Consider the following 26,618-nt stretch of genomic DNA (forward strand, 5'->3'; position numbering starts at 1 on the left):
ATCGCCGCAGGCGCCGTCGTTGCGCTGTTTCTTTTGTGAATGGGTTGTGGAATCTGAAGATTCAGTTGTCCGCGGCCAGTGACGCGGTGCGCCGCGCGCCGGCCGTGGGGCCGGCGGCAGTGGGCGGCGCCGTCGCGGCGAAACATTCGGACGAATGCGATTCCGCTCGGGTTACAGACTTGCGGTCTGTTCTCTGGCGAATCACAGAATGGTTGCGAAACATGAACAAAAGATGAACTAACAGCAAACCTACGGTTCTATTCTCCTGAGAGAAATCGCTGGAACAGCAATTTCTGCGGAATCGATCACAGTGCGTTGCCACCTGGATCTTGACCGGATCCGGATACCGCGTGTTTGCTGGCTGCGGTCGGCCGATCAGCCGTAGGAGAGTCCGTGCAGGGCCAGCCAGCGCTGCGGGTCGACGTGCCGGCCGTCCATGATGATCTCGAAATGCAGATGCGGTCCCGTGGAATCGCCCCGGTTGCCCATCCGGGCGATCTGCATACCGGCGGGCACCCGTTCGCCGACCGATACGAAGAAGTCGTACATATGGCCGTAGACGGAGATGGTGCCGTCGTCGTGCCGGATCCGGACCCACAGGCCGAACCCCGCGGCCGGACCGGCGTCGATGACCGTTCCGGCCGCCACGGCATAGATCGGTGATCCGATCGGGCCTGCGATATCGATACCGTTGTGGAACGTGCCCCACCGGCTGCCGAAGCCGGACGTGAAGGTGCCGGGTGCCGGAAGAACGTAGCCACCGGCCCCGGGCGGTATGGCCCCGGGCGGTATGACTCCGCCTTCGGGTGCCGGCATGCTGTTGATCCACGGCTGCTCCTGACCCGCCGCCGCGGCCGCGGCCTCCGCTTTGGCGCGCTCCAGGGTCGCGCGGGCCGCGGCGGCGACCACGGCCTGTTCGCGGAGTCGCTCACCGTTGGCGATGGCGTCGAGGTAGCGGCGGACCGAAGGCACCGGGGTGGACAGCTGCAGTGGATACGCCACCGCGACGCGGTGTGCGATGCCCGGCGCCGGGGCTTGTTCGGCGACCAGGATGCCCGCGGTCGCGTCGCCGGTGGCCAGTATCAGGGTGAGCCCGAGTCCGCCGAGGAGGAAGCGGTGCCGCCGGGCGGTATCGGCGATCTCCTGGGTGGACGGGCGGCGGGCGAGAAGGTCGGTGAGTTCGGCGCGGGTCGGGATGCGAGAGCGCAACGCTGTCAGCTGCCGGATCGTCCACTCGTATCCGGCGACCAGCTGTTGCCTGGGGGTCCGGTGGGCCGCCCCGGCTCGCGCGGCGCGTTCCCGCCAGCCCGGCGCGATCACCGGACCACCGTTGGCCGCTGCTGCGCGCTGCAAGAGTCCCCGCTGGTCGCCGGGATTCTCCACCGGATCGACGGTGTCGCCAGGCGTCTGGGAATCAGGCGGGGTCGAGGTATTTCGGACCACGGCCCTGGCCGGCTCGATCGCGGCTTCAGGTTCTGCCGGGTCGATGCCGGTTCGCGGCACTGTCAGGGAGGTCCCCGCGTCCGATGCGGTCTGGGCTTCGGCCCCTGTCTGGACGGTTTCGGGTTCGGTCGAGCCGGGATCCGGGTGCGCCCCCGCCGCGGTTTCACCCCGGATTTCGTCCGGGTCGCCGTACTTCAGCGTGTCCGGACCGGTTGATGTGGTGCACCCGCCGGTGTTGGGCTCGGCGGAATCATCTGATGTGGCGACGGGGGACCGGGTGCCTCGGTTGTCGTGTGGTGCAGGCGGGGCCACTCGCCCACGACTGCGGACTGCCGCCGACATCGGGCGCAGCGCCCGGGTCCAGCGACGGCGCAGGGGCCCGGGACCGCTACCGGAAGCGGTGGATCCGGGCTCGGCGGAGGGCGGGCCGGCGGCCGGCCGGCTGGCCTTGTCGAGCATCAGTGCAGACCATAGCCGTCGAACCGGCCGGAGCGGTGCTCTACCGTCGGTCGGGTGTCCACTGAATCTCGGCGCTCGACCATTCCCCCTTTCTACGTCATGGATGTCTGGAAAGCCGCCGCCGAACGCGCCCGCACACACGGCGATGTGCTGAGCCTGGCCGCCGGTCAGCCCTCGACTCCGGCCCCGGCTCCGGTGTTGCGTGCCACCAAGGCCGCGATCGATGCCGAATTATTCGGTTACACCGAGACTTTCGGCATCCTGACGCTGCGCGAGGTGATTGCGGAACATCACCGGCGCATGTACGGATACCCGGTGGATCCGGACGATGTCGTGGTGACCACCGGCTCGTCGGGCGCCTTCACCCTGATCTTCCTGGCGGCCTTCGACCCCGGTGACACCGTCGTTGTCGCCCGCCCCGGGTATCCGGCCTATCGCAACACGCTGACGGCATTGGGTTGCCGGGTGATCGAACTGGACTGCCGCGCCGAAACCCGGTTCCAGCCGACCGTCGCCATGCTCGACAGCCTGCCGGAACCACCGCGCGGCCTGATCGTGGCCAGCCCGGCCAACCCCACCGGCACTATGATCGAACCCGCCGAACTCGCCGCCGTGGCCCGCTGGTGCGAGGAGCACGGCACCCTGCTGATCTCCGACGAGATCTACCACGGCATCACCTACGGCGGTGAGCGCACCGCGTCGGCCTGGGAGACCACCCGGTCGGCGGTGGTGATCGGGTCGGTGTCGAAATATTTCTCGATGACCGGCTGGCGGCTGGGCTGGATGCTGGTACCGGCGGCGATCCGCCCGGCACTGCAGCGGCTGGCGTCCAATATGACCGTCTGCCCGCCCGCGATTTCGCAGTACGCGGCGGTGCACGCGTTCGACGCCGATTCGCGAACCGAACTCGACGGCCATGTGCGGCGTTACGCCGTCAACCGGCGAATACTGCTGGACGGTCTCGCCGGACTGGGGATCACGGATCTCGCCCCCGCCGACGGCGCCTTCTACGCGTACGCCGATATCGGGCACCTCACCGATGATTCGATGGCATGGTGCGCGGACGTGCTGGCACATACCGGGGTGGCGATGGCGCCCGGCCTGGACTTCGACACGGTGAACGGGCACCGCACCATCCGCGTATCGTTCGCCGGGGCCACCGCCGATATCGAAACCGCACTCACTCGCCTGGGTCACTATCTGCACAAGCAGCCTTGACAGAATTTCTCTGTAGGGCAACAACTTTGCACAGTACGACACCATTGCTGCGAGGATGCGGTAGAAACATCGATGGTTGTTTCCCCTTTCCCTGATTTCGTACGGATGTACTGATGACGACTGGCACGATGGCACGGTGATAACCGCGACGACTCCGAAAGGTGAACGGCGTCGCCAGGCGCTGGTGGCCGCGGCCGCCGAATTGCTGCTCGAAGGTGGTTTCGACGCGGTGCGGCATCGTTCGGTCGCCACCCGCGCCGAACTGCCACTGGCCTCGACGACCTACTACTTCGAATCGCTCGAGGATCTGATCGCGCGGGCGGTGGAATTCAGTGGCAACGCCGAACTCGAAACGATGCGGCGCCGCGTCGGCGAGGTGACCCACCGCCGCCGTGGTGCGGAAGCGACCGTCGAACTGGTGCTCGATCTACTGATCGGTACCGACGGTGTGGACGAGGGCGCGCGCGGCCGGTTGATCGCCCGCTACGAACGCACCGTCGCCTCCGCGCGGCATCCGGAGTTACGTGAGGTCCAGCTCCGACTACGCGGGCAGCTGGACGAGCTGCTTGCCGATGTGCTGCGCCGATCCGATCGGATGGTGCGGCCCGAACAACTTCGCAGACTGGTCGCGGTGGTCGACGGTGCGGTGGTCGCGGCCCTGAGCGAACCCGATCCGCAACCCCGGCGGCTGGCCCGCGGAGCCCTGCTGGAGGTCATCGATATCGTCGCTCCGGCGACGCACCAGCCGGTGGACCGGTACCGGTCATTAGACTGACCGGACGTGACCTCCGACCTGATCCCCAACGTCCTCGCCACCCGCTACGCCAGCCCGCAGCTGGTGCATCTGTGGTCTCCCGAGCACAAGATCGTGCTCGAGCGGCGGCTCTGGCTCGAGGTGCTGCGCGCCCAGTCCGAACTCGGCGTCGAAGTCCCGGCCACGGTGGTCGAAGACTATGAGCGGGTCGTCGAACAGGTGGATCTGGCATCGATCGCCGAACGTGAGCGGGTGACCCGCCACGATGTGAAGGCCCGGATCGAGGAATTCAACGCCCTCGCCGGCCACGAACACGTGCACAAGGGCATGACCAGCCGTGATCTCACCGAGAACGTGGAACAGCTGCAGATCCGGCTGTCGCTGGAACATATCCACGCCCACGGTGTCGCGGTGGCCGCCCGGCTCGCCGAGCGCGCCGCCGAATACCAGGCGCTGGTGATGGCCGGCCGCTCGCACAATGTCGCCGCGCAGGCGACCACTCTCGGCAAACGGTTCGCCTCCGCCGCCGACGAACTGCTCATCGGCCTGACCCGGTTGCGGGAACTGATCGAGCGCTATCCGCTGCGCGGGATCAAGGGCCCGATGGGCACCGCCCAGGACATGCTGGACCTGCTGGGCGGCGACGCCGCGAAACTGGCCGCCCTGGAACAGCAAGTGGCCCGCCATCTCGGCTTCACCACCGTGCTGACCAGTGTCGGGCAGATCTATCCGCGTTCGCTCGACCACGATGTGCTCTCCGCGCTGGTGCAGATCGGTGCCGCGCAGTCCTCGCTGGCGCACACCATCCGGCTGATGGCCGGACACGAACTGGTCACCGAGGGGTTCCAGCCGGGTCAGGTGGGCAGTTCGGCCATGCCGCACAAGATGAACACCCGGTCCTGTGAACGGGTCAACGGGCTGCAGGTGGTGTTGCGCGGCTACGGGTCGATGGCCGCCGAACTCGCGGGCGCGCAGTGGAACGAGGGCGATGTGTTCTGCTCGGTGGTGCGCCGGGTCGCGCTCCCGGACGCGTTCTTCGCCCTCGACGGTATGACCGAGACCTTCCTGACCGTCCTCGCCGAATTCGGCGCCTACCCGGCCGTTGTAGCCCGCGAATTGGACCGCTACCTGCCGTTCCTGGCCACCACCCGCATTCTGATGGCCGCGGTCCGTGCCGGGGTCGGCCGGGAAGCGGCCCACGAGGTGATCAAGGAACACGCGGTGGCGGTCGCGCTGGCGATGCGCGAACAGGGCCGGGAACCGGATCTGCTGGACCGGCTCGCCGCCGACGACCGCCTCCCACTGGACCGAGCCGCCCTGGATGCGGCACTGGCGGAGAAGTCGGCGTTCATCGGCGCGGCGGACGCCCAGGTCGCCGACGTGGTCGCCCAGGTGGGCAAGCTGGCCGAGGCCTACCCCGACGCGGCCGGCTACACCCCCGCGCCGATCCTCTGAGGTCTCGGCGCCGCCCTACCGGACGTGGCCGGCGGTGGGGCCGAGTTCAGCGAGGCCGAACCCTGAGCGCGCCGAAAGCGCAGCCGACATAGTAGGCCCATGGATCCGTATACGATTTTCGCCGACATCATCGCGGGCCGTGCTCCTGCCAGCCCGGTGTACGAGGACGACGATGTGCTGGCGTTCATGGATATCCGCCCCGTGACGCCGGGACATCTGCTGGTCGTTCCGAAGACCCCGGCTCGGAATCTGGCCGAACTGGACCCGGAAACCGGCGGCAAGCTGTTCCAGGTGGGTCAGCGGCTGGCCGCGGCGCTGCGGGCGAGCGAAGTCGCTTGTGACGGGGTGAACTTCTTCCTGGCTGACGGTGTAACCGCAGGTCAAGAGGTATTTCATGTCCATCTGCATGTGATTCCGCGGACTCCCGGGGACGGATTCGGGTTGCGGGCCCGGCCGCGGAGCCCGGCCCGGGCCGACCTGGATTATCTCGCCGGCTCGATCCGGGGTGCCCTGGACCGGGGAGCCCGGTAGGCGCACCTTCGCTTCCGATCCGGCCGGTCGTGGGCTGCGGATGGGTGGTGTCCACACCGCCCATCGGACGGGATTCCCACGCGCGGAGCGTTTCACAGGCCGCACGGACGGGGACACGTAAGATCGTGTCTCAATAACGTTCAATACGTTTGCTGCTCGAATGCTGAACGCCGGCGCCATTTCCGGGGCATGATGGTGCGAGTTGACCTACGCCGAGTTCTGGGTGGGGATAGGGAGGTGTGAACGTGCGGTTGTCTCGGTTAGCTGTACTCATGCTGGGGGTGGTCGGCTTGGTCGCCGGACTCCCTGTGCTCCATCCCGCACCGGCCGCCGCGGCGGAGGTCGTCGGAATCGACGCGCTCAGCCCGACGCGGTCCGCGGTGTTCATCGCCTCGCCCGCGATGAACCAGGTCGTGCAGGTACAGGTTCTGCATCCGAGCGGCGGTGGCTCCCGGCCCAGCTACTACCTGCTCGACGGGCTGGATCCCGGGGTCGGTCAGAGCACCTGGACCAACGCCACCGACGCCGAACCCTTCTTCCTGGGCAAGAACGTCAATGTCGTGTTGCCGGTCGGGGGGAAGGCCAGCTATTTCACCGACTGGCGCCGCGACGACCCGGTACTGGGCCACTACAAGTGGGAGACCTTCCTGACCCAGGAGCTGCCGCCTCTCATCGACGCCCACTTCGCCGGTAACGGCGTGAACGCGATCGGCGGGCTGTCCATGGGTGGGCATGCCGCCTACATTCTCGCCGCCCGCCATCCGGCGCTGTACACGGCAGTCGCCGGATACAGCGCCTGCCCGGACACCGGCCTGGCCACTGGTGCGGTGCAGTTCTCGATCCTCACCAGGGGCGGGAATCCCGACAATATGTGGGGCCCCGGTGGCAGCCCGGAATGGGCCGCGCACGATCCGGCGCTCATGCTCGACCGGCTGCGCGGCAAAACCCTGTACCTGTCGACCGGGACCGGGTTGCCGGGCCCGCACGAGCTGGAACTGAAGCCGCAGTTACCGGAGAACATCGTGCTCGGCGGGCCGATCGAATTCGCGGTCGACACCTGTGTGATCGCCTTCGAGCGGCGTGCCCGGGCGGCCGGGGTGCCGATCCGGGTGGATTACGAGCCGGTCGGGACCCATTCGTGGTCGTATTGGAACGATCACCTGAAGGCTTCCTGGCCCACGGTCGGCGCCGCGATCGGGGCCTAGCGGCGGCTACCGCGCCGGAGCCTCGGTAGCGTCTCCGGCGCGCGGGCGGGGCCGCTACGGTGGTGGCCATGGCTGACAGTGGTGGTAGTCCGGTGACCGAGGCGGCGGTGACGGCGCCGACAGCGAAAACGGTGCCGCAGGAGCGGGTGCACCACGGTGATCGTTTCGTCGACGAATACGAGTGGCTGCGAGACAAGGACGACCCGGAGGTCATCGCCCATCTCGAGGCCGAGAACGCCTACACCGAGGCGCAGACCGCCCATCTGGCTCCGCTGCGCGAGAAAATCTTCGACGAGATCAAATCCCGCACCCAGGAGACCGATCTGTCGGTGCCCACCCGGCTGGGCGAGTACTGGTATTACTCGCGCAGCTACGAAGGTAAGCAGTACGGCGTGCAGTGCCGGTGCCCGATCGACAGCGCTGCCGCGGGGATCGACGCCTGGACCCCGCCCCGGCTGGAGGCCGATACCGAGATTCCCGGTGAACAGATCCTGCTGGACAGCAACGAGTTGGCCGAGGGCCACGACTTCTTCGCGCTCGGCGCGTTCTCGGTGAGCCACGACGGAAACCTGCTGGCCTTCTCGGTGGATACGGCCGGTGACGAGCGCTACACCTTGCGGTTCAAGGATCTGCGCACCGGCGAACTGCTCGGCGACGAGATCGTGCGGACCGCTCCCGGCGCCACCTGGTCGCTGGACGGCAGCCATGTCTTCTATCAGACGGTGGACGAATCCTGGCGGCCCGATACCGTGTGGCGGCATCGGCTGGGCGCCGCCACGGATACCGACGTGCAGGTTTTCCACGAACCGGATGAGCGGTACTGGGTGAGTATCGGCGGTACCCGGTCGGAGAAGTACCTGATGATCTGGGTCGGGTCCAAGATCACCACCGAGGGCTGGGTGCTGGAATCCGATGATCCGACCGGTGAGTTCCGGGTTCTGCTGCCACGCCGGGAAGGCGTGGAGTATTCCGCCGAGCATGCGGTGGTGGCGGGGGAGGACCGGTTCCTGATCCTGCACAACGATGTGGTCGACGGGGTGAAGGCGGAGAACTTCGTGCTGGCCGAGGCCCCGGCCGATGATCCGGCCCGGCTGCGTACCCTGATCGGCCACCGCGACGATGTGCGGCTCGAGGATATCGATGCGTTCGCCGGCCAGTTGGTGCTCAGCTATCGCCGTGCCGCGCTGCCCCGGGTCGCCATCTGGCCGCTCGGCCCGGACGGGTACGGGGAGCTGAAGGAGCTCGAATTCGATCTGGAGCTCTACAGCGCCGGACTCGGGTCCTGCCCGGAATGGGACCAGCCCACCCTGCGGCTCGGGCTCACCTCGTTCATCACCCCGACCCAGGTCTTCGACTACGTGATGTCGACCGGCGAGCTGCTGCTCCGCAAGGAACAGCCCGTGCTGGGCGGTTACAACGCCGACGACTATGTGCAGCACCGGGATTGGGCCGCGGCCGACGACGGCACGCGGATCCCGATTTCGATCGTCGCCCGGCGCGATACGGACCTTGCCACCGGGCCGAAACCGTTGCTGCTCTACGGATACGGGTCCTACGAGGCCAGTATCGACCCGGGGTTCTCGGTGTCCCGGCTGTCGCTACTCGATCGCGGGATGGTCTTCGCCATCGCTCATGTGCGCGGCGGCGGCGAAATGGGCCGGCTGTGGTACGAGCACGGTAAAACGCGCACCAAGAAGAACACCTTCACCGATTTCGTCTCCTGCGCACGGCATCTCATCGCGAACGGGACCACCGCCGCGGACCGGATGATCGCCGACGGCGGGAGCGCGGGTGGTCTGCTGGTGGGTGCGGTGGCGAATATGGCGCCGGAACTCTTCGCGGGGGTGCTGGCCAACGTTCCGTTCGTCGACCCACTGACCTCCATCCTCGACCCGTCGCTGCCGCTCACCGTCATAGAATGGGACGAGTGGGGGAATCCCTTGGCGGACAACGATGTCTACGACTACATGAAATCGTATTCGCCCTATGAGAACGTGGTGGCGCAGGACTATCCGGCCATTCTCGCGATCACCAGCATCAACGACACGCGGGTGCTGTACGTGGAACCGGCGAAATGGGTCGCGAAACTGCGGGCCACCAAAACCGGCGATGCGCCGCTGCTGCTCAAAACCGAGATGAGCGCGGGCCACGGCGGGGTCAGCGGGCGCTACGAGAAGTGGCGTGAGGTCGCGTTCGAGTACGCCTGGGTACTGGATACGGTCGGCGCCGGGGACCGGTAGGCGTAACCTCCGCGTTCGCTCCGGCCGTGCGCATTGTGCGTAACCTCCGCGTTCGCTCCGGCCGTGCGCATTGTGCGTACCCTGCGCGTTCGCTCCGGCCGTGCGCATTGTGCGTACCCTGCGCGTTCGCTCCGGCCGTGCCGCAGGCGTCGTGCCGGGTGGTTTTCGTCCGGTATGCCCCGTCGGACGGACGCTACCGGACCGTGTCCGGATGTTCGTTCGGTGGACATCCCTGCTGCACGGGATGGTCACCCGACCTGCACGTACAGGTCATCGGTCCTGCATACGGCGGTCACCTGTGTCTGCCACCGTTGGTACATGAACGCTGAGCTGCTCGTATCGGTATCCGGGGTCCGGGAAGCCACCCGGGACGCGGCGATCGGATTCGCCGAGGAGATGGATCAGCGCGGTGTTCGGTTGTCGCTGCTGGTGGCGCCCCGCCTGAAGGGTAAATACCGGCTGGCCGACGATCCCACCACGCAGACCTGGCTGCGCGGCCGCCGCGAACGCGGCGACGCCGTCGTTCTGCACGGTTACGACCAGGCCGCCACCAAACGCCGCCGGGCCGAGTTCGCGACGCTCCCCAGACACGAGGCGCTGCTGCGGCTCACCGCCGCCGACCGGGCGATGGAACAGGTCGGACTGCGCACCCGGCTGTTCGCGGCCCCGCGCTGGGACGCGTCGGCGGGCGCGCTGGCGGCGCTGCCCGAGCTGGGATTCCGGTTATCGCTCGGACTGACCAGTATGCACGACCTGGAACGCAATACGGTGCAGAAGGCGCGGGTCTACGGCATCGGCGAAGGTTTCCGGGCCGAGCCCTGGTGGTGCCGGGCGCTGGTACTCGGTGCCGCCCGGACCGCCCGCCGCGGCGGGGTGCTGCGGCTGGCGGTCTCGGCCGCTCAGCTGGGCCGGCCGGGGCCACGCCAGGCGATGCTGGACGCGGTCGATCTCGCGCTCTATCACGGGGCGCGCAGCGAGGTGTACCGCTGGGAGCCGCTCATCGCCGTGCGCGCGGCCTGAGGCTCCGCCGCCCCTGATCGGCGATAGCGGGGGCGGCGGGTTCAGGGTCTCGAAGTGTGTTCGGTGTGTGCGCGTCAGAAGTCGATATCGTTCTCCGGCCGTAGGGTCTTGAACTCCGTTTCGTTTTTACGCATTTCGTCGAAACGGCTGAAATACACTCCCCAGGCCTGCTCGGCGATGATTCCGTAATGGATGGGGAACGCCACCCGCGGCGCGACCGAACGTAGATAGTCGACCGCTTCGCTGATCTTCATCCACGGTGCCGCGGCGGGCAGCGCCAGCACATCCACCGGCGTATACGGGACCCACAGCGAATCGCCCGGATGGACGAACTGGGTCGGGTTCTCGCCGCTGCCGAGCTGGAACACGGTGTTGTCGACCACCGGGAGGTCGGGGTGGATCACCGCGTGCCGGCCGCCGCCACCGGTGATCCGCAGCTCGCCGAGTTCGATGACATTGCCCGCGTGCACCGCCTCCCACGGACCCTCCTGCAACTCGGCGGTCTGCGGATCCGACAGCAGCCGGGCATCCGGATTGGCGGCGACCAGCGCCTCGATCCGGTTCGCGTCGATATGGTCGGCGTGCTGATGGGTGACGGCGATGGCATCCAGTCCGGTGAGCCCTTCGAAACCGTGCGAGAAGGCGCCGGGATCGAAGAGAACCTTCTTGCCGTGCAGTTCGACGAGTACGCAGGAGTGACCGAAATGGGCTACATGCATGGCCCCAGGCTAGTACCGGCGGCCGGAATCACCTCACCCGCCGCGACCTCCGGATGACCCGGCAATTAGGCTGCTCAGGTAACCCATCAACGTTCCGGCCCGCAGCAGCGCCGGACGCAGCTCACCCCTTTTCGTGAGGAGCAACCCGTGGCACGTGTCGTGGTCGAGGTGATGCCGAAGGCCGAGATCCTGGATCCGCAGGGGCAGGCCATAGCCGGCGCGTTACCGCGCATGGGATTCGAAGGCGTCACCGATGTCCGGCAGGGCAAGCGGTTCGAGCTCGAGGTCGGCGACGATATGAGCGACGACCAGCTCGCCGCGATCGCGGAATCGCTGCTGGCCAACACCGTGATCGAGGACTGGAAGGTGGTGCGCGTCTCGTGACCGCCCGTATCGGGGTCATCACCTTCCCGGGCACCCTCGACGATGTGGACGCCGTCCGCGCGGTGCGGCTGGCCGGCGCCGACGCGGTGAACCTCTGGCACGCCGACGCCGACCTCAAAGGCGTCGACGCGGTCGTGGTCCCCGGCGGCTTCTCCTACGGCGACTATCTGCGCTGCGGTGCGATCGCCCGGTTCGCCCCCGTGATGGGCACGGTGATCGAGGCGGCCGGGAAAGGGATGCCGGTTCTCGGTATCTGCAACGGATTCCAGGTGCTGTGCGAGGCCGGACTGCTGCCCGGGGCACTCACGCGCAATGAGGGCCTGCACTTCATCTGCCGCGACCAGTGGCTGAAGGTCGAGGCCACGGATACCGCTTGGACCTCCCGCTACGAACCGGGCGCGCAGATCCTGGTCCCGCTGAAATCGGGCGAAGGCCGCTACCAGGCCCCGCAGTCGGTGCTCGACGAGCTCGAGGGTGAGGGCCGGGTGGTGTTTCGCTACGCCGGCGACAACCCGAACGGGTCGCAGCGGTCGATCGCGGGTATCGCCTCGGCCGACAAGCGGGTCGTGGGTCTCATGCCGCACCCGGAGCACGCCACGGAACCGCTCACGGGGCCGAGTGACGATGGGCTCGGGTTGTTCCTGTCGGCGCTGGACGTCCTGGTCGCTTCCTGACCTCCTCGGCCCGCGCATAGAGTCACAGCATGCCGAGTTCTGCAGTAGCGGCTTCGGCCGCTGGGCTGTGTGCCTTCATCGACGCTTCGCCCTCACCGTTTCACGTGTGCCGGACTATTGCCGGGGAGTTGGACGCGGACGGGTTCACCCGGCTCGACGAGACCCAGCCCTGGCCCGCGGCCGGTGGCCGGTACTACATCGTGCGCGGTGGATCACTGGTCGCCTGGGCCGATCCGGCACAGGCGGGGCCGTTCCGGGTGGTGGGGGCGCATACCGACAGCCCCAATCTCCGGGTGAAACAGCATCCCGATCTGTCGGTGGCGGGGTGGCAGCTGGTGCGGCTGGAGCCGTACGGCGGGGCCTGGCTGAACTCGTGGCTCGATCGTGAGCTGGGGATCTCGGGGCGGCTCAGCGTGCGCGAGGGCAACGGCCTGGCCGAGCGGCTGGTGCGGATCGACGAACCGATCCTGCGGGTGCCGCAGCTGGCCATCCATCTTTCCGACGACCGGCGCGGGGTGACTCTCGACCCGCAGCGGCATGTGAACGCGATCTGGGGCGTCGGCAGCGAACCCGCGTCCTTCCTGAGCTATGTGGCCGATACCGCCGGCGTGGATCCGGCGGCGGTGCTGGGCTGGGAGCTGATGACCCATGATCTGGCAGCGAGCCGCGTGATCGGCGTCGGCCAGGACCTGATCAGTGCGCCGCGGCTGGACAATCAGGGCACCTGCTACGCAGGTTTGCAGGCGTTCCGGACGGCTGTGGACAACCCGGGCGGGGCGGTTCCGGTGCTCGCGGTGTTCGACCACGAGGAGGTCGGCAGCCAATCCGACCGTGGCGCCCAATCCGAGCTGCTGCCGACGGTCCTCGAGCGGATCGTGCTGGCCCGGGGCGGCGGCCGGTCGGATTTCCTGGCCGCGATGGCGGGTTCGGTGTGTGCGTCCGGTGATATGGCGCATGCCACCCACCCGAACTATCCCGAACGGCACGAACCGTCGCACGGGATCGAGATCAACGGCGGTCCGGTGCTCAAGGTGAACCAGAACCTGCGCTACGCCACCGATGCGGTCGGTGCCGGGGCGTTCGCGCTGGCCTGCGCCCGGGCCGGGGTCTCGATGCAGCGCTATGTGCACCGGGCCGATCTGCCCTGCGGCTCCACAATCGGACCGATGACCGCGGCGCGAACCGGGATGCCGACGGTGGATGTCGGCGCTCCGCAATTAGCAATGCATTCGGCGCGCGAATTGATGGGCGCCGCCGATATCTCTGCCTACGCGGCAGCGCTGGCCGCCTTTCTCGCTCCCGAGGACTGACCGGCCGATTCCGGTGGTTCGTGGCCGGGCAGGGCCGGATCGGCGGGGATCGACGGGCGGCCGGTTGTCTGTCCGGCTGCCGTGGACGTCGTCGGCGATGGGGCCGGGGGTGTGCGCGGCGCAGGTGAACGTAAGATTCGTGCTGGATCAAATCTGTCGGGGCCCCGCCGTCGAGGCCTCGTGTTCCGGCCCCACCCGTGTTCCCGATATCCCGCGGCGTCGACACGAATACGCAGCCACGGGGTGCGCGGATACGCCACCGGGACCGGAGCCCGCGCGCGCCGGCGCGCCAACCTACGAAAGGATCCTGGTACTCCCGTGACTGAGCAGGTCGATACGGTCGCCACCGCCGCCGCAACCCCGGATACGCCGCAGCCGTACGCCGAGCTCGGCCTCAAGGACGACGAATACGCCCGGATCCGGGACATCCTGGGCCGCCGGCCCACCGACGCCGAACTGGCCATGTATTCGGTGATGTGGAGCGAACACTGCTCCTACAAATCCTCGAAGGTGCATCTGCGCTATTTCGGCGAGACCACCACCGACGAGATGCGTGCGGAAATGCTGGCCGGGATCGGCGAGAACGCGGGTGTGGTCGATATCGGTGACGGCTGGGCGGTCACCTTCAAGGTGGAGAGCCACAATCATCCCTCCTACGTCGAGCCGTACCAGGGCGCGGCCACCGGTGTCGGCGGGATCGTCCGCGACATCATGGCCATGGGGGCGCGGCCGATCGCGGTGATGGATCAGCTGCGTTTCGGTGCCGCGGATGCCGCCGATACCCGCCGCGTGGTGGACGGCGTGGTGCGCGGGGTCGGCGGTTACGGCAACTCGCTGGGGTTGCCGAATATCGGCGGTGAAACCGTTTTCGATGCCTCCTATCAAGGCAATCCGCTGGTGAACGCGCTGTGCGCCGGGGTCATGCGGGTGGAGGATCTGCATCTGGCGTTCGCGTCCGGCGCCGGTAACAAGATCATTCTTTTCGGTGCGCGCACCGGCCTCGACGGTATCGGCGGCGTTTCGGTGCTCGCCTCGGACACGTTCTCCGGCGACGAATCCGGGACCGGCCGCAAGAAGCTGCCGAGCGTGCAGGTGGGCGACCCGTTCACCGAGAAGGTGCTCATCGAATGCTGTCTGGAGCTGTACCACGCCGGGCTGGTCGTCGGTATCCAGGATCTCGGTGGCGCCGGGTTGTCCTGCGCGACCTCCGAGCTGGCCGCGGCCGGCGACGGCGGGATGCGGATCGAACTGGACCGGGTCCCGCTGCGGGCGGCCGATATGACCCCCGCGGAAGTCCTGTCCAGCGAATCGCAGGAACGGATGTGCGCGGTCGTGACCCCGGAGAACGTGGCCGCGTTCCTGAAGGTCTGCGCCAAATGGGATGTGCTGGCCACGGTGATCGGCGAGGTCACCGATGGTGAGCGGCTCGAGGTCACCTGGCACGGCGAGACCGTGGTGGATGTCCCGCCGCGCACCGTCGCGCACGAGGGCCCGGTGTACGAGCGGCCCGTCCAGCGCCCCGCCGGCCAGGACGCGCTCAATGCCGACACCCCGGACAACCTCCCGCGGCCGAAAACCGCCGAGGAGTTGCGCGAGACCCTGCTGAAAATGGTGGCCAGCCCGCAGCTGTGCAGCCGCCGCTGGATCACCGAACAGTACGACCGCTACGTGCGCGGTAACACCGTCCTGGCCGAACACGCCGACGCCGGCATGATCCGGGTGGACGAGGAAACCGGCCGGGGTATCGCGCTGGCCACCGACGCCAACGGCCACTACACGAAGCTCGATCCCTACACCGGCGCCCGGCTGGCGCTGGCCGAGGCGTACCGGAACGTGGCCAGCACCGGCGCCACGCCCAAGGCCGTCACCAACTGCCTGAATTTCGGGTCCCCGGAAGACCCGGGCGTGATGTGGCAGTTCCAGCAGGCCGTGCGCGGCCTCGCCGACGGCTGTGTGGAACTCGGAATCCCGGTCACCGGCGGCAATGTCAGCTTCTACAACCAGACCGGGGAGAACGCCATCCTGCCCACGCCGGTGGTCGGCGTGCTCGGCGTGATCGACGATGTGCACCGCCGCATCCCGACCGGGCTCGGCCTGGAGCCGGGGGAGACCCTCATCCTGCTGGGCGATACCCGCGACGAATTCGGTGGTTCGGTCTGGTCACAGGTTGCCCACGGTCATCTGGGCGGCCTGCCCCCGCAGGTCGACCTTGCTCGCGAGAAGCTGATCGGTGAGGTGCTCACCGCCGGGTCCCGCGACGGCATGATCAGCGCCGCCCACGATCTCTCCGAGGGCGGCCTGGCCCAGGCCGTGGTCGAGGCCGCACTGGCCGGCGAAACCGGCTGCCGGGTGCTGCTGCCCGAAGATGCCGACCCGTTCGTCATGCTGTTCGCCGAATCCGCAGGCCGGGTGCTGGTCGCCGTCCCTCGCTCGGAGGAAACGCGGTTCACCAAGATGTGCACGGCCCGGGAACTGCCGTGGGTGCGGATCGGTGTGGTGGATCAGGGATCGGACTCGATCGAGGTGCAGGGCCAGTTCACGGTCACCATGGCCGAACTCCGCGCCGCCCACGAGGGCACTCTGCCGGCCCTGTTCGGCGGCCACGACTGATTCCGGGACGGGCGTGCCACGCCGGGGGTGACCCGGGCCACCCGCCGGTGCCGGTTCTGCCCGCCATACTGGATGGGTGCTGGAAACCGCCGACACGATGACCCGATTGCGGTCGCGTTGTGTCGCGGTGGTCAAGCGCACCGAGCGGATCATCGACCTGAACTATGTGGGCCTGGTGGTCGCGACGGTGTTCTTCGCGCTGTCGGTGACACCGTCGCTGCTTCCCCGTGACTGGATGTTCCAGGGCCTGATCAGCGGGATCAACGCGGCCATCGGGTACGGGGTGGGATGCCTGCTGGAATGGCTGTTCCGGTTGTGGATCCGGCCCCGCCTCACCCGGATTCCCGCCCCGCCCACCTGGACCCGTTACGCACTGAAATCCGCGGTACTGATCAGCGCGGTGCTGAGCGCCGGATACATGCTCGTACAGTCCGCGCACTGGCAGCGCGAGATCGCGGCGCTGATGGGGATGGAGGGAACCACCACCCCGGCGTATCTGCGCACCGGCGGACTGAGTCTCACCATCGGGATAATCGTCGTCGCCGCGTACCGGACCGTCCGCGAGATCATCTTGTTTCTCGCCCGGGAATTGAATCGCTGGGTCCGGGTACCCAGGGAACTGGCGCCGGCGGCCGGGGCGCTGGTGCTGGTGTTGCTGGTGGTGACCCTGTTCAACGGTGTGGCCACCCGGGCCTTCTTCGCCGCGGCAAATTCCGCGTTCAGCGTGCGCAACGACCACACCTCCGAATATGCCGTGCAACCCCAGCTCCCGGAACGCTCCGGCAGCCCGGATTCGCTGGCGCCCTGGAACACCCTCGGCTTCGAGGGCCGCTGGTTCGTCTCGCACGGCCCCAGCGCGGAACGGATCTCCTGGGTGACCGGTCGTCCGGCCCGCGAACCGATCCGGGCCTATATCGGACTCGAATCCGTGGCCCACACCGAGCAGAGCCAGGCCGAGCTGGCTGTCGAAGAACTGGAACGGACCGGCGCCTTCGATCGCAAGGTGCTGGTCGTGGTCACCACCACCGGCACCGGCTGGGTGAACTCCATGGCGGCCAACTCGATCGAGTACATGTACGGCGGCGATACCGCCATAGTGGCCACCCAATATTCGTACCTGCCCAGCGCCCTGTCCTTCCTGGCGGACCGCGACAAGACGGCGGGGGCAGGCCGGGAACTCTTCGACGCTGTGTACGACCGGACCCGGACCCGCGCACCCGACGACCGGCCGAAGCTGCTGGTATACGGCGAAAGTCTCGGTTCCCAGGGCTCGGAAGCCGCGTTCGACGGCCTGGCGGACCTGCGCACGAAAGTCGACGGTGCGCTCTGGGTGGGCCCGCCCAACTCCAACCGGCTGTGGCAGCAGTTCGTCAGCCGGCGCGACCCGGGAACCTCGGAAACCCAGCCGGTGTACGCCGACGGCCTGGTGATCCGGTTCGCCGACGACGCCGCGGATCTCGCCGCACCCGGCCCGGAATGGCGGGAACCGCGGATCGCCTACCTGCAGCACGCCTCCGACCCGATCGTCTGGTGGTCACCGGATCTCGCCCTGACCCAGCCGGATTGGCTATCCGAACCGCGCGGCGCGGATGTCTCGCCGCGGATGCGCTGGGCGCCGCTGGTCACCTTCTGGCAGGTCACGGCGGACCTCACCAATGCGCAGGGCGTCCGTGACGGACACGGGCACCGCTACGGCAGTCTGGTCATGGATGCCTGGGCCGCCGTCACCCGGCCACCGGACTGGAATCCCGAACTGGCGGAACGGATCAGACTGGAGATCGAAGCGTACGAAGCCTACGAGCGCGAGGTGAAATGAGAATCCGGGTTGTCGCCGCGGTGGGCCTACCGCTGCTGTGGAACAACTGGCTGCTGCCGCGCCTGGCACTGGACCACCGCGGTCGCACTGCCGCCAACGCTGTCGCCGCTACCGGCTACGCGCTGGTGTTCCGCGGTCGCCCGAACTGGTTGTCCGGGCCCGGAACCCGGATCGGCCTCGGCTGTGCGGCGGTCGTCGCTGCCGCGTACACGGCGGCAGTCGCGGTGCCGGCGGTGCGCCGCTCCCTGGCCGGCGCCGAGGATCGCGCCGCGGACGTGGGCACGCTGGAATGGGTGGCGCTGCACATCCCACTCGGTACGGTCTATACCGAAGAACTGATCTTCCGCGGCACCCTGGATCCCCTGCTGGACACGGAATTCGGGACTTGCGCGGGTGCACTCCTGGGCAGCGCGGCCTTCGGTCTGTGGCATGTATTTCCGGCCCGCGCCGCGGGCGACAACATCCTGGTCACCGTGGTGTTCACCGGCGCCGCCGGGCTCGTGTTCGGCGCCCTGCGCCGGTGGACGAGCAGCGCCACCGCACCCGCCCTGCCGCACTGGGCGGTGAACGCCGGCGGTGCCCTGATGTCCCGGCTGTGAAGTGGCCTCGGGTCTGTTTTGTGAGGTGTAGTTCCGCGACTGATCGCGTCCAGCGGGCGCGGGCGTCCCGAAAGTGACAAACTGCGCCGGTGAGGTTGATCGACAGCGACGGGTACGGTGTGGAACTCTCTGTTGCCGGATATCAGTTTCCGGACCATATCGATCCGCGAATCCGGTACAGCTGGCTGATAATCGCCGGTACCGCCAACTGCCCCGATGGGAACTGGTCTTTCCGCTGGCAGGCTTTGACCCTCGACGATGCGGTCGACCTGGCCGAATGGCTACGGCGTATCGCCGCCGAGGCGCAACCGTCCGGTGATGCGCCGCCCGGCCCTGCCCGGCTGGTTTTCACCGAACCCAACCTGAGTTTCACCGCGACGCCGGTCCCCGGTGCGGTGGAGTTGCGGATCGGGCTCGACCTGGAATTCTCGCCGCCCTGGAACCGCCGGGTCACGGCCGGGAGCCCGGTGGTGGTCACGGCGCGACTCGCCGCGGCCGATATCGCGACGGCGGCCAAGGATCTCGGCGCCGAGGTGGACGGCTATCTGCCGCCCAACGGCCGCTTGCCCGGCCGCGCCCGCTGATCCGAACCGGTGGTTGCGCCCGGAGTGCTGCGGCGGGTGATATCGCCCACGTTGCGCCGGAGGGGGCGCGCGGCTTATGTGCGGCGGTCGGCAGCGGTGTGGCCGGCGGGCCGATCCATCAATCCTGCGTGGGTCGTACATATCGTGGCCGAACCCTGTTTCCGCAGGTGAACGTCCGGTCAACTGGTTGTGACGGTTTGCCGGCCCGCGGTTGCCGGGACCCGGTGCGGGGTTGCTGGGATCGGTATTCGACCGGTACGACCGCGCTTGCTGCCGGACTGCTGATCCGCTGCCGCTTCGCGGTCGCGCACCCGTAGAATGTCGAGTGCCCCCACACCCGCCCGACCAGGGAGCGCACGGTGACCCTCGCCGATCGATCGGCCCTCAGCAATCCCACCGCAACCGAGGAGACGGAGAACCCGCCTCGCGAGGAATGCGGAGTCTTCGGAGTCTGGGCTCCGGGGGAGGACGTGGCCAAACTCACCTACTACGGCCTGTATGCGCTACAGCACCGCGGCCAGGAGGCAGCCGGTATCGCCGTCTCCGACGGTTCGCAGGTGCTGGTCTTCAAAGATCTCGGCCTGGTGAGCCAGGTATTCGACGAGCAAACCCTCGCCGCCATGCCCGGTCATGTAGCCATCGGCCACTGCCGGTACTCGACAACCGGCGCTACCACCTGGGAGAACGCCCAGCCGATCTTCCGGACCACCACCGTCGGATCCGGTCTCGCGCTCGGGCACAACGGCAATCTGGTCAACACCGCCGAACTGGCCGACCGCGCGCGTGAACTCGGGCTGGTGAGCCCACACCGTCCCGGTGCTGTCTCGGCGACCTCCGATTCCGATGTGATGACCGCCCTGCTGGCGCACGCGTCCGCGGATTCGAGTATCGAACAGGCGGCCATGGAGTTGCTGCCCACGGTGCGCGGCGCGTTCTGCCTGACCTTCATGGACGAGCACACGCTCTACGCCGCCCGCGACCCGCACGGTGTGCGCCCGCTGGTGCTGGGCCGGCTGGAGCGCGGCTGGGTGGTGGCCAGCGAAACCGCCGCCCTCGATATCGTCGGCGCCTCCTTCGTCCGGGAGATCGAACCCGGTGAACTGCTCGCCATCGACGCAGACGGCGTGCGATCACTGCGGTTCGCCAACCCCGAACCCAAGGGCTGTGTCTTCGAATACGTGTATCTGGCCCGCCCGGACAGCACCATCTCCGGCCGCTCGGTACATGCGACCCGGGTCGAGATCGGCCGCCGCCTGGCCACCGAGCATCCGGTCGACGCCGACCTGGTGATCCCGGTCCCCGAATCCGGTACCCCGGCCGCGGTGGGTTATGCCCAGGGCTCGGGTGTGCCCTACGGGCAGGGGCTGATGAAGAACGCCTATGTGGGCCGCACCTTCATCCAGCCCAGCCAGACCATCCGGCAACTGGGTATCCGGCTGAAACTCAATCCGCTGCGCGAGGTCATCCGCGGTAAGCGGCTGATCGTGGTCGACGATTCGATCGTCCGGGGCAACACCCAGCGGGCCCTGATCCGGATGCTCCGCGAGGCGGGCGCGCTCGAGATCCATGTCCGGATCGCCTCACCCCCGGTGAAGTGGCCGTGTTTCTACGGTATCGATTTCGCCTCCCGCGCCGAACTCGTCGCCAACAATGCCGGAACCGACCCGGACGGCCCCACCGGGGAGCCTGTCGACCCCGCGGCAATGCGCGACATGGTCGAGGGAGTTCGCCGGTCCATCGGCGCCGATACGCTCGGCTACATCTCGCTCGACGGGATGATCGCCGCCACCGATCAGCCCAGCTCCCGCCTGTGCGCCGCCTGCTTCGACGGCCACTACCCGATTCCGCTGCCCACCGAAGCCGCCATCGGCAAGAATCTCCTGGAATTCGGCGGCCGCTCCCCAGCGCTGCTCACCGAAAACGCCAACGCCAGCGCCCTCAGCCGCGGGTGACGTGTGGTCGGCCCGCTGGTCCGCAGAGGTGACCAGCGGGCATTCTGCAGTGCGGTCACCAGCGGGCGGCTCGCGAAGCTCGCGCTGCGCTCCGTTGTGGGCCGGAGCCCGTGACCTCGGCCGGCAGGCATGAAACACATCCCGGAACACCGCGCGCGGCAGCCGCGCCATAGACTCTTACCAGGCAAATTATCCGCGGATTCGGTTTGGAGCTTCCCCCGACAATGACTGAGCAGAACGCTACCGGTGCCGGTGCCTCCTATGCCGAAGCCGGCGTGGATATCGAGGCCGGTGATCGGGCCGTCGAGTTGTTCGCCCCGCTCGCGCGTAAAGCCACCCGCCCCGAGGTGCAGGGCGGTCTCGGTGGGTTCGCCGGGCTGTTCGCTCTGAAGAAGAGCTATCGGGAGCCGCTGCTCGCTTCCTCCACCGACGGTGTCGGCACCAAGATCGCCGTGGCGCAGGCCATGGACAAACACGACACGGTGGGCCTGGACCTGGTGGCGATGGTTGTCGACGACCTCGTGGTGTGCGGGGCCGAACCGCTGTTCCTGCAGGACTACATCGCCGTCGGCAAAGTGGTGCCGGAGCGGGTCGCCGAACTCGTATCCGGGATCGCCGACGGCTGCGTCCGCGCCGGTTGCGCACTGCTGGGCGGTGAAACGGCCGAACATCCGGGGATGATGGGCGACCAGGATTACGACCTGTCGGCCACCGGCGTGGGCGTGGTCGAGGCCGACGAGCTGCTCGGACCGGATCGGGTACGCCCCGGTGACGTGGTGATAGCCATGGGATCCTCCGGTCTGCATTCCAACGGCTACAGCCTGGCGCGCAAGGTGCTGCTGGAGATCGACCGCATGTCGCTGACCGGCCATGTGGAGGAATTCGGCCGCACCCTCGGTGAGGAATTGCTGGAGCCGACCCGGATCTACGCCAAGGACTGCCTCGCGCTCATCGCCGAGACCGACGTCCGCACGTTCTCGCATGTCACCGGAGGCGGTTTGGCGGCGAACCTGGCGCGAGTGCTGCCGCCCGGTCTGGTGGCCGAATTGGATCGCGGCTCGTGGAGCCCGGCGCCGGTGTTCAAACTGATCGCCCAGCGCGGCCGGGTCGATCGCGCGGAGATGGAGAAGACGTTCAATATGGGCGTCGGGATGGTCGCCGTGGTGGCTCCGGAGGATGTCGACCGAGCCCTGGCAGTGCTCACCGCCCGGCATATCGAATGCTGGACGCTGGGCAGTGTGAAGAAGGCGAAGGATGCGGATGCGACGCGCGCGGTCCTCGTGGGTGACCATCCTCGCTTCTGAATTTTCGGCATCGCCTCCGGCAGCAGGGGATCGGGGTCGTGGGCGAGAACGGCGTGATGCCCGGTGTGCGATTCCGGTGGTGCGTGGACGGTTTGACCTATGTTCGTCTGCGACGGGCAGGGGCACGGGTTCCCGTCCTATACGCGGGCCGGCCTCGATATCTGGCGTCGCCGATTGCCCGGCTTCGGCCGGGCGGTGAGCGACGCCGCGGAGGTGACGAGCCGTCCTTCGACGACGCAGGTCAGGGATTTTCCACCTGAGGGTGGGTGGGTGAGCCGCAAGGGCGAACGGCCGTATGTGTACGACCTGGGCCCAGCCGATGAGATTGCGACCGGCGCCGAAATTCCCTGAAGATGATCACGCCGATCGGTCGGTACGCGCCCGAACCTACCGCTTGTCGATTACCCATAGAGGCGAGAAACAGGCGGCGATTGTGCGCCGACGGCCCGCTGGGCGGACCGTCGGTACACAGTGTGCAGGAGACGACGTTACTGCCGGGTGCCGACCGGACCGGATCGCCGGTTCACGTCATCCACCGCGCGGCTGGCGGGGAACGGCGCGAACCGGCGTTAACGGCCAAGGGGAGGCTCATCGGCCTCCCCGAGCTGTGCACCTGGTCAGCGACGCCAGTCGTCGGTGTCGTCGTCCCATTTGGACAACGAGTCGTCCGCGTCGTGCTCGTCCGACAGAACACCGCCGCGCCGGGCGTTGTCACTACCGGATAGCTCGCGCTGAAGGCTCGTGAAGTCGGTCGTCGGCGAGCTGTACTTCAGCTCGCGAGCGACCTTGGTCTGCTTTGCCTTAGCCCGGCCACGGCCCATGGCTGACCCCCTCGCGTCACAGCGGGGCGGCCTGGGGATTGGTGGCGGCCCCGTTCGAATTAATATCTTCCTGACAGACACTTTAGCGCGTGTCCGGCCGTCGCGCTCCCACGAGTCGGCTATCGGCCGGATCGACCGACCGGTTTGCCGATGTTTCGCCGCTCAGCTGCTAGTCGCCAGAGCCTCCGATATGGCGCGGATCACACCCACCCGGCTGCCGCCGCCGAGTACCGCGGGCGCGGCCAGCTCAGTCAGCGCCGCCGACCACGGAACCCCCATACGCTGCAGAATCGCCATGGTCAGCGGGATTCTGGCGCGGTCCGCGCCGTCATCGATCTTGTAGGCGAAGGCACTGCCGTCCGGCAACGCGCCCGCGTGCACACCGTCGGCGCCGATCTTGCAGAGCAGTCCGGGGACCGCCCGCATGGCCAGCAGATCGGGTCCGTTGGTGCCCGAAATCACCCATGGTTCCGCGCGGATGGCGTCGGCGATGCGGCGTTCGGGTGTGCCCGGCGCGGCGGTGGCCAAGGCCGAGAAGGCACGCGCGAGGTTGACCAGTGCGACCGGCACTATGGGCAGCCCACACCCATCGATTCCCAGATCCGTTTCCGGTTCGCCGGTGAGTGCGATCACCTGTGCCGAGACGGCCTGCTGCAGGGGGTGGCCGGGGTCGGTGTAGCCGGCGGTCGGCCACCCGTTCACTGCGCAGGTGGCCAGCATGGCGGCATGTTTGCCGGAGCAGTTCATATAGCGTTTGGCGGGCTCTTCGCCCCGGTGGAGCACACCCGCCCGGGTTTTCTCGTCCATCGGCAGATCGGGTGGGCAGGCCAGATCGTCCTCGCGGAACCCGAAGCGGCCCAGCAGCCGTTCGACCAGTTCGATATGTCCGGGTTCGCCGAAATGCGAGGCACCGGCGATAGCGAGTTCGGCCTCGTCGACCGGGTCGAAGCCGAACTTCAGCAGGGTGAGCGCCTGCAGCGGTTTGTTGGTTGACCGGGGATAGATGGGGACGTGCACCGAACCGGCCTCGAAGGCCGGTGCCCCGTCCGGCCCGATGATCACCACGGATCCCCGGTGCACGCATTCCCGGAAACCGGAGCGCACTACCTCGACCAGGTCGACGCTCATCGGGTCGCCTCCGTCCCGGCAGGGGCGGTCGCGGCTGCTCCCGGGGCGCCGTGTCCGTCGGCCTGGTTCACCGCGGTGCGGCGCTTCGCGTGGCGGGTGATCTGGGCGCGGATCTCCTCGGAGACGGTGGGTTCCGCGGTGAGCAGAAGTTCGAGCCGGCGGGGATCCGCGCCGGTGAAGACATCGCGGACGGTGATGCCGTGGTCGGGTACGTACACCACCTCGACCGGGTCACCGGCGCCGATACTGCCTTCGGTCAGGACCCGGAAATAGCATCCGGTGTTCGCGCGCTGGGTGAACCGGCGCACCCACTGCCGCTCGCCCGACCAGTGCCCGAATGTCGCGCACGGCACCCGCGGCGCGCTGACCTCGAACACCGCGTTACCGATGGCGCAGCGCGCACCGAGGACGGCATCGCTGAGGGGGAGCCCCGCGATCCGCAGGTTCTCGCCGAACCAGCCGGCGGGCAATTCCCTGCCCAGTTCGGCCGACCAGTTCAGGGCGTCCTCTTCGGCGTAGCCGTAGACGGCTTGGTGCACCCCGCCGTGGTCGCGGGTGTTGCACACATGGTCGCCTTCGAGGCCGAGCCGGTGGGCCCGGACAGGTCCGGCGACCGGGCGTTTGTCGATGGCGCTGCGGCCGACGCGGCCCGGCACCTCCAGTTCCGCGTGCACCACGCAGACGGCCAGCACCCGGCCGGTATCCCCAACCCGCATCGGTGCTCCTCTCGGATCGATGTGCTCGGTGGCGGGTCAGCGGCCGCGGAGTCGTTCGATGGCCTGGCGACCGGGCTGGGGGCTGTCGTCGGCGATCACCGAGTCGGGGTCGATTGCGGCGGCTGCCGTGCCCACGGTGAGCTGGGTGTCGGCCGGGATATTGCGTTTGATCAGCGCCAGCGCGATGGGGCCGAGCTCGTAGTGGTCGACGAGGGTGCCGAGCACGCCGACCGTCCGGCCGCCCACGGTCACCGGATCGCCGGGGGCGGGACGTTCGTCGGCGGAGCCGTCCAGGTGCAGCAGGACCAGGCGGCGCGGTGGCTTACCGAGGTTGTGCACCCGGGCCACGGTTTCCTGGCCGCGATAGCACCCCTTGTCCAGGTGGACGGCGCCGTACTCGTCGGGTCCGCCGATCCAGTTCACCTCGTGCGGGATGGTCCGGTCGTCGGTATCGACGCCGATCCGGGGGCGGGCCGCGGCGACGCGCAACGCCTCGTAGGCCCAGGAACCGGCCGGTTGCGCACCGGCGGCGGTGAGTTCGGTCCACCACGACATCAGTTGGTCGCGCGGGACGATCAGGTCGAACGAGTCCGCGGTGGGCCAGGGCATCCGGCGCAGGAAGCCGCCGCCCGCGAGGGGGAGCGCCTGATAGGTCTCGGGCAGCCGATCCAGGCCCAGCGCGGCCGTCAGCGTATGAGCGAGCGGGCCGAGCAGGCTCAGCACCGCGTAGCCGGACTCCTCCCGTGGCTGCGCATCGGCCCAGAACACCATTTTGGTGAGGAAATCCAGCAGGCCGGGGCCCCGCTCGGCCTCGGTATCGATCCACACGGTGCTCGCGAGTTCGGTGAGGACGAAATGATGCAGGACCCGGCCGTTGAGGTCGAGGTCCAGGTTCTCCGCGCTGCGCCCGTCGGCGAGTTCGGCGATGTGCTGGCTGGTGACGGTGTGCAGCCAGCTCAGCCGTTCGGCGCCGGTGATGGTGGCGACGAAGCGATGGGAGCGATCCACGATCGCGATCCGTTCGGTCGCGGCGCGTTGTTCGCCGAGCGGATCACCGTAATGCCAGGGAACGGAGGCATCGGGAGACCCGGGCACAGCGGCGACGGCTCCCGGTACAGCAAGGACAGGGCTGGGTGCGACGACCACGGACACGGCTTCCACTCTAGGAGCTGTTGCCGCCCGCGCGCACGGTCGGGGTGTTCACCAGGCGATTCGAGTCACTCCCGGTCGGGACGCAGCGGTACCAGCGGCAGCCACCGGGCGATTTCGGGAGCGCGGCCGCCCGACGCGTCGACCGTGCCCGCGGCGACCGCCGTCGCGAATTCCTGTAGGCCGGTCGCCAGCAGCAACCAGGTGCGCGGATCGGTCTCCACCACGTTCGGCGGATTGCCGCGGGTGTGCCGGGGGCCTTCGACGCATTGGACGGCCACGAACGGCGGCACCCTGACCTCCACCGAATGCCCCGGCGCCGCGGCGGCCAAGGCGCGCGCGGTACCGCGGACCGCGGCGGCCAGTTCGGTTCGCGCCGGGGCCGGCCGGGTGTCGTCGAGCAGCCACGCGCGCACCGCGGCCACCGCCGAACGCACCGCCGCCGGGTCGATTTCGGTCCGTCGAGCCATCATCGGACCTTAACGCCGGACCCGGCCGAATCGCCGATCACCCGACCGCGGAACCGG

The 26,618-nt window shown here is 68.2% G+C and carries 24 protein-coding genes; 17 read left to right on the forward strand and 7 right to left on the reverse strand.

All coding sequences use genetic code 11. The annotated features are described in order from the left end of the window. Positions 1-375: 375 nt before the first annotated feature. On the reverse strand, positions 376-1,383 hold the full coding sequence (locus tag ACIA75_RS05925) for a M23 family metallopeptidase (protein ID WP_397100328.1): 1,008 nt from the start codon (positions 1,381-1,383) through the stop codon (positions 376-378). Positions 1,384-1,956: 573 nt separating this feature from the next. Between ACIA75_RS05925 and ACIA75_RS05930 the strand changes: the two genes are divergently transcribed. The 7 genes from ACIA75_RS05930 to ACIA75_RS05960 all read left to right on the forward strand — a co-directional run bounded on the left by ACIA75_RS05930 (position 1,957) and on the right by ACIA75_RS05960 (position 10,325). After that, the gene (locus ACIA75_RS05930) at positions 1,957-3,120 is read left to right on the forward strand and encodes a pyridoxal phosphate-dependent aminotransferase (RefSeq protein WP_397100330.1); all 1,164 of its coding nucleotides are present in this window, start codon (positions 1,957-1,959) and stop codon (positions 3,118-3,120) included. A 136-nt stretch (positions 3,121-3,256) separates the two neighbouring features. Then, positions 3,257-3,895, forward strand: coding sequence for a TetR/AcrR family transcriptional regulator (locus tag ACIA75_RS05935; protein WP_397100332.1), 639 nt, complete (start codon positions 3,257-3,259; stop codon positions 3,893-3,895). 6 nt (positions 3,896-3,901) lie between these two features. After that, positions 3,902-5,329: an adenylosuccinate lyase gene (gene purB, locus ACIA75_RS05940; protein WP_397100334.1), complete on the forward strand. Its 1,428-nt coding sequence runs from the start codon at positions 3,902-3,904 to the stop codon at positions 5,327-5,329. Between the two features lie 99 nt (positions 5,330-5,428). Continuing rightward, a complete protein-coding gene (locus tag ACIA75_RS05945; protein WP_397100336.1) occupies positions 5,429-5,860 on the forward strand; it encodes an HIT family protein in 432 nt (143 codons plus the stop codon). Positions 5,861-6,105: 245 nt separating this feature from the next. Next, the gene (locus ACIA75_RS05950; protein WP_397100338.1) at positions 6,106-7,065 is read left to right on the forward strand and encodes an alpha/beta hydrolase; all 960 of its coding nucleotides are present in this window, start codon (positions 6,106-6,108) and stop codon (positions 7,063-7,065) included. Positions 7,066-7,133: 68 nt separating this feature from the next. Beyond that, on the forward strand, positions 7,134-9,305 hold the full coding sequence (locus tag ACIA75_RS05955; protein ID WP_397100340.1) for a S9 family peptidase: 2,172 nt from the start codon (positions 7,134-7,136) through the stop codon (positions 9,303-9,305). Positions 9,306-9,623: 318 nt separating this feature from the next. Further along, positions 9,624-10,325 (forward strand): DUF2334 domain-containing protein, encoded by a 702-nt coding sequence (locus tag ACIA75_RS05960; RefSeq protein WP_397100342.1) that lies wholly within the window; start codon positions 9,624-9,626, stop codon positions 10,323-10,325. Positions 10,326-10,399: 74 nt separating this feature from the next. Here ACIA75_RS05960 and ACIA75_RS05965 read toward each other — a convergent pair whose 3' ends face one another. Next, positions 10,400-11,044 carry an MBL fold metallo-hydrolase gene (locus ACIA75_RS05965; RefSeq protein ID WP_397100344.1) on the reverse strand — a complete coding sequence of 215 codons (645 nt, stop codon included), beginning with the start codon at positions 11,042-11,044 and terminating at the stop codon, positions 10,400-10,402. A gap of 147 nt (positions 11,045-11,191) precedes the next feature. On the opposite strand from ACIA75_RS05965, the gene purS reads away from it, so the two are divergent. From purS to ACIA75_RS06015, 10 genes are all read left to right on the forward strand, one after another. Further along, positions 11,192-11,428, forward strand: a complete 237-nt coding sequence (gene purS / locus ACIA75_RS05970; protein ID WP_397100346.1) for a phosphoribosylformylglycinamidine synthase subunit PurS — start codon at positions 11,192-11,194, stop codon at positions 11,426-11,428. Continuing rightward, positions 11,425-12,102: a phosphoribosylformylglycinamidine synthase subunit PurQ gene (purQ, locus tag ACIA75_RS05975; RefSeq protein WP_397100349.1), complete on the forward strand. Its 678-nt coding sequence runs from the start codon at positions 11,425-11,427 to the stop codon at positions 12,100-12,102. The genes purS and purQ overlap by 4 nt, the downstream gene beginning before the upstream one ends. 29 nt (positions 12,103-12,131) lie before the next feature. Next, entirely contained in the window at positions 12,132-13,412 is a 1,281-nt protein-coding gene (locus ACIA75_RS05980) for a M18 family aminopeptidase (protein ID WP_397100351.1), read from the forward strand. 318 nt (positions 13,413-13,730) lie between these two features. Then, positions 13,731-16,022 (forward strand): phosphoribosylformylglycinamidine synthase subunit PurL, encoded by a 2,292-nt coding sequence (gene purL, locus ACIA75_RS05985; RefSeq protein ID WP_397100353.1) that lies wholly within the window; start codon positions 13,731-13,733, stop codon positions 16,020-16,022. Between the two features lie 97 nt (positions 16,023-16,119). Continuing rightward, complete coding sequence (locus ACIA75_RS05990) at positions 16,120-17,838, forward strand: alpha/beta hydrolase (protein ID WP_397100990.1); 1,719 nt, start codon at positions 16,120-16,122, stop codon at positions 17,836-17,838. Then, positions 17,835-18,437 carry a lysostaphin resistance A-like protein gene (locus ACIA75_RS05995; RefSeq protein WP_397100355.1) on the forward strand — a complete coding sequence of 201 codons (603 nt, stop codon included), beginning with the start codon at positions 17,835-17,837 and terminating at the stop codon, positions 18,435-18,437. The genes ACIA75_RS05990 and ACIA75_RS05995 overlap by 4 nt, the downstream gene beginning before the upstream one ends. Before the next feature lie 89 nt (positions 18,438-18,526). After that, positions 18,527-19,021 carry a hypothetical protein gene (locus ACIA75_RS06000; protein ID WP_397100357.1) on the forward strand — a complete coding sequence of 165 codons (495 nt, stop codon included), beginning with the start codon at positions 18,527-18,529 and terminating at the stop codon, positions 19,019-19,021. Between the two features lie 359 nt (positions 19,022-19,380). Next, positions 19,381-20,973 carry an amidophosphoribosyltransferase gene (gene purF, locus ACIA75_RS06005; protein ID WP_397100359.1) on the forward strand — a complete coding sequence of 531 codons (1,593 nt, stop codon included), beginning with the start codon at positions 19,381-19,383 and terminating at the stop codon, positions 20,971-20,973. Positions 20,974-21,197: 224 nt separating this feature from the next. Beyond that, entirely contained in the window at positions 21,198-22,277 is a 1,080-nt protein-coding gene (gene purM / locus ACIA75_RS06010; protein WP_397100361.1) for a phosphoribosylformylglycinamidine cyclo-ligase, read from the forward strand. 99 nt (positions 22,278-22,376) lie between these two features. Continuing rightward, positions 22,377-22,628, forward strand: coding sequence for a hypothetical protein (locus ACIA75_RS06015; protein WP_397100363.1), 252 nt, complete (start codon positions 22,377-22,379; stop codon positions 22,626-22,628). A gap of 266 nt (positions 22,629-22,894) precedes the next feature. Here the strand turns inward: ACIA75_RS06015 and ACIA75_RS06020 are convergent, their stop codons facing one another. From ACIA75_RS06020 to ACIA75_RS06040, 5 genes are all read right to left on the reverse strand, one after another. Next, a complete protein-coding gene (locus ACIA75_RS06020) occupies positions 22,895-23,098 on the reverse strand; it encodes a DUF3073 domain-containing protein (protein WP_397100365.1) in 204 nt (67 codons plus the stop codon). Positions 23,099-23,260: 162 nt separating this feature from the next. Further along, complete coding sequence (locus tag ACIA75_RS06025; RefSeq protein ID WP_397100367.1) at positions 23,261-24,226, reverse strand: asparaginase; 966 nt, start codon at positions 24,224-24,226, stop codon at positions 23,261-23,263. Further along, the gene (locus ACIA75_RS06030; RefSeq protein WP_397100369.1) at positions 24,223-24,942 is read right to left on the reverse strand and encodes an MOSC domain-containing protein; all 720 of its coding nucleotides are present in this window, start codon (positions 24,940-24,942) and stop codon (positions 24,223-24,225) included. Before ACIA75_RS06030 ends, ACIA75_RS06025 begins: the two co-directional genes overlap by 4 nt. Positions 24,943-24,978: 36 nt before the next feature. Next, positions 24,979-26,094 (reverse strand): YgfZ/GcvT domain-containing protein, encoded by a 1,116-nt coding sequence (locus tag ACIA75_RS06035; RefSeq protein WP_397100371.1) that lies wholly within the window; start codon positions 26,092-26,094, stop codon positions 24,979-24,981. 65 nt (positions 26,095-26,159) lie between these two features. Next, positions 26,160-26,561 (reverse strand): sterol carrier family protein, encoded by a 402-nt coding sequence (locus ACIA75_RS06040; RefSeq protein ID WP_397100373.1) that lies wholly within the window; start codon positions 26,559-26,561, stop codon positions 26,160-26,162. Positions 26,562-26,618: the final 57 nt, after the last annotated feature.

The sequence above is a fragment of the Nocardia sp. NPDC051750 genome, assembly GCF_044453135.1.
Lineage (GTDB): Bacteria > Actinomycetota > Actinomycetes > Mycobacteriales > Mycobacteriaceae > Nocardia.

Coding starts and splice junctions, on each gene's coding strand:
- ACIA75_RS06040 (WP_397100373.1), bottom strand. CDS start 26,561: ATGGCTCGACGGACCGAAATCGACCCGGCGGCGGTGCGTTCGGCGGTG.
- ACIA75_RS05955 (WP_397100340.1), top strand. CDS start 7,134: ATGGCTGACAGTGGTGGTAGTCCGGTGACCGAGGCGGCGGTGACGGCG.
- ACIA75_RS05965 (WP_397100344.1), bottom strand. CDS start 11,044: ATGCATGTAGCCCATTTCGGTCACTCCTGCGTACTCGTCGAACTGCAC.
- ACIA75_RS06015 (WP_397100363.1), top strand. CDS start 22,377: ATGTTCGTCTGCGACGGGCAGGGGCACGGGTTCCCGTCCTATACGCGG.
- ACIA75_RS06020 (WP_397100365.1), bottom strand. CDS start 23,098: ATGGGCCGTGGCCGGGCTAAGGCAAAGCAGACCAAGGTCGCTCGCGAG.
- ACIA75_RS06025 (WP_397100367.1), bottom strand. CDS start 24,226: ATGAGCGTCGACCTGGTCGAGGTAGTGCGCTCCGGTTTCCGGGAATGC.
- purM (WP_397100361.1), top strand. CDS start 21,198: ATGACTGAGCAGAACGCTACCGGTGCCGGTGCCTCCTATGCCGAAGCC.
- ACIA75_RS05945 (WP_397100336.1), top strand. CDS start 5,429: ATGGATCCGTATACGATTTTCGCCGACATCATCGCGGGCCGTGCTCCT.
- ACIA75_RS05990 (WP_397100990.1), top strand. CDS start 16,120: ATGACCCGATTGCGGTCGCGTTGTGTCGCGGTGGTCAAGCGCACCGAG.
- ACIA75_RS05980 (WP_397100351.1), top strand. CDS start 12,132: ATGCCGAGTTCTGCAGTAGCGGCTTCGGCCGCTGGGCTGTGTGCCTTC.
- ACIA75_RS05995 (WP_397100355.1), top strand. CDS start 17,835: ATGAGAATCCGGGTTGTCGCCGCGGTGGGCCTACCGCTGCTGTGGAAC.
- ACIA75_RS05960 (WP_397100342.1), top strand. CDS start 9,624: ATGAACGCTGAGCTGCTCGTATCGGTATCCGGGGTCCGGGAAGCCACC.
- ACIA75_RS06030 (WP_397100369.1), bottom strand. CDS start 24,942: ATGCGGGTTGGGGATACCGGCCGGGTGCTGGCCGTCTGCGTGGTGCAC.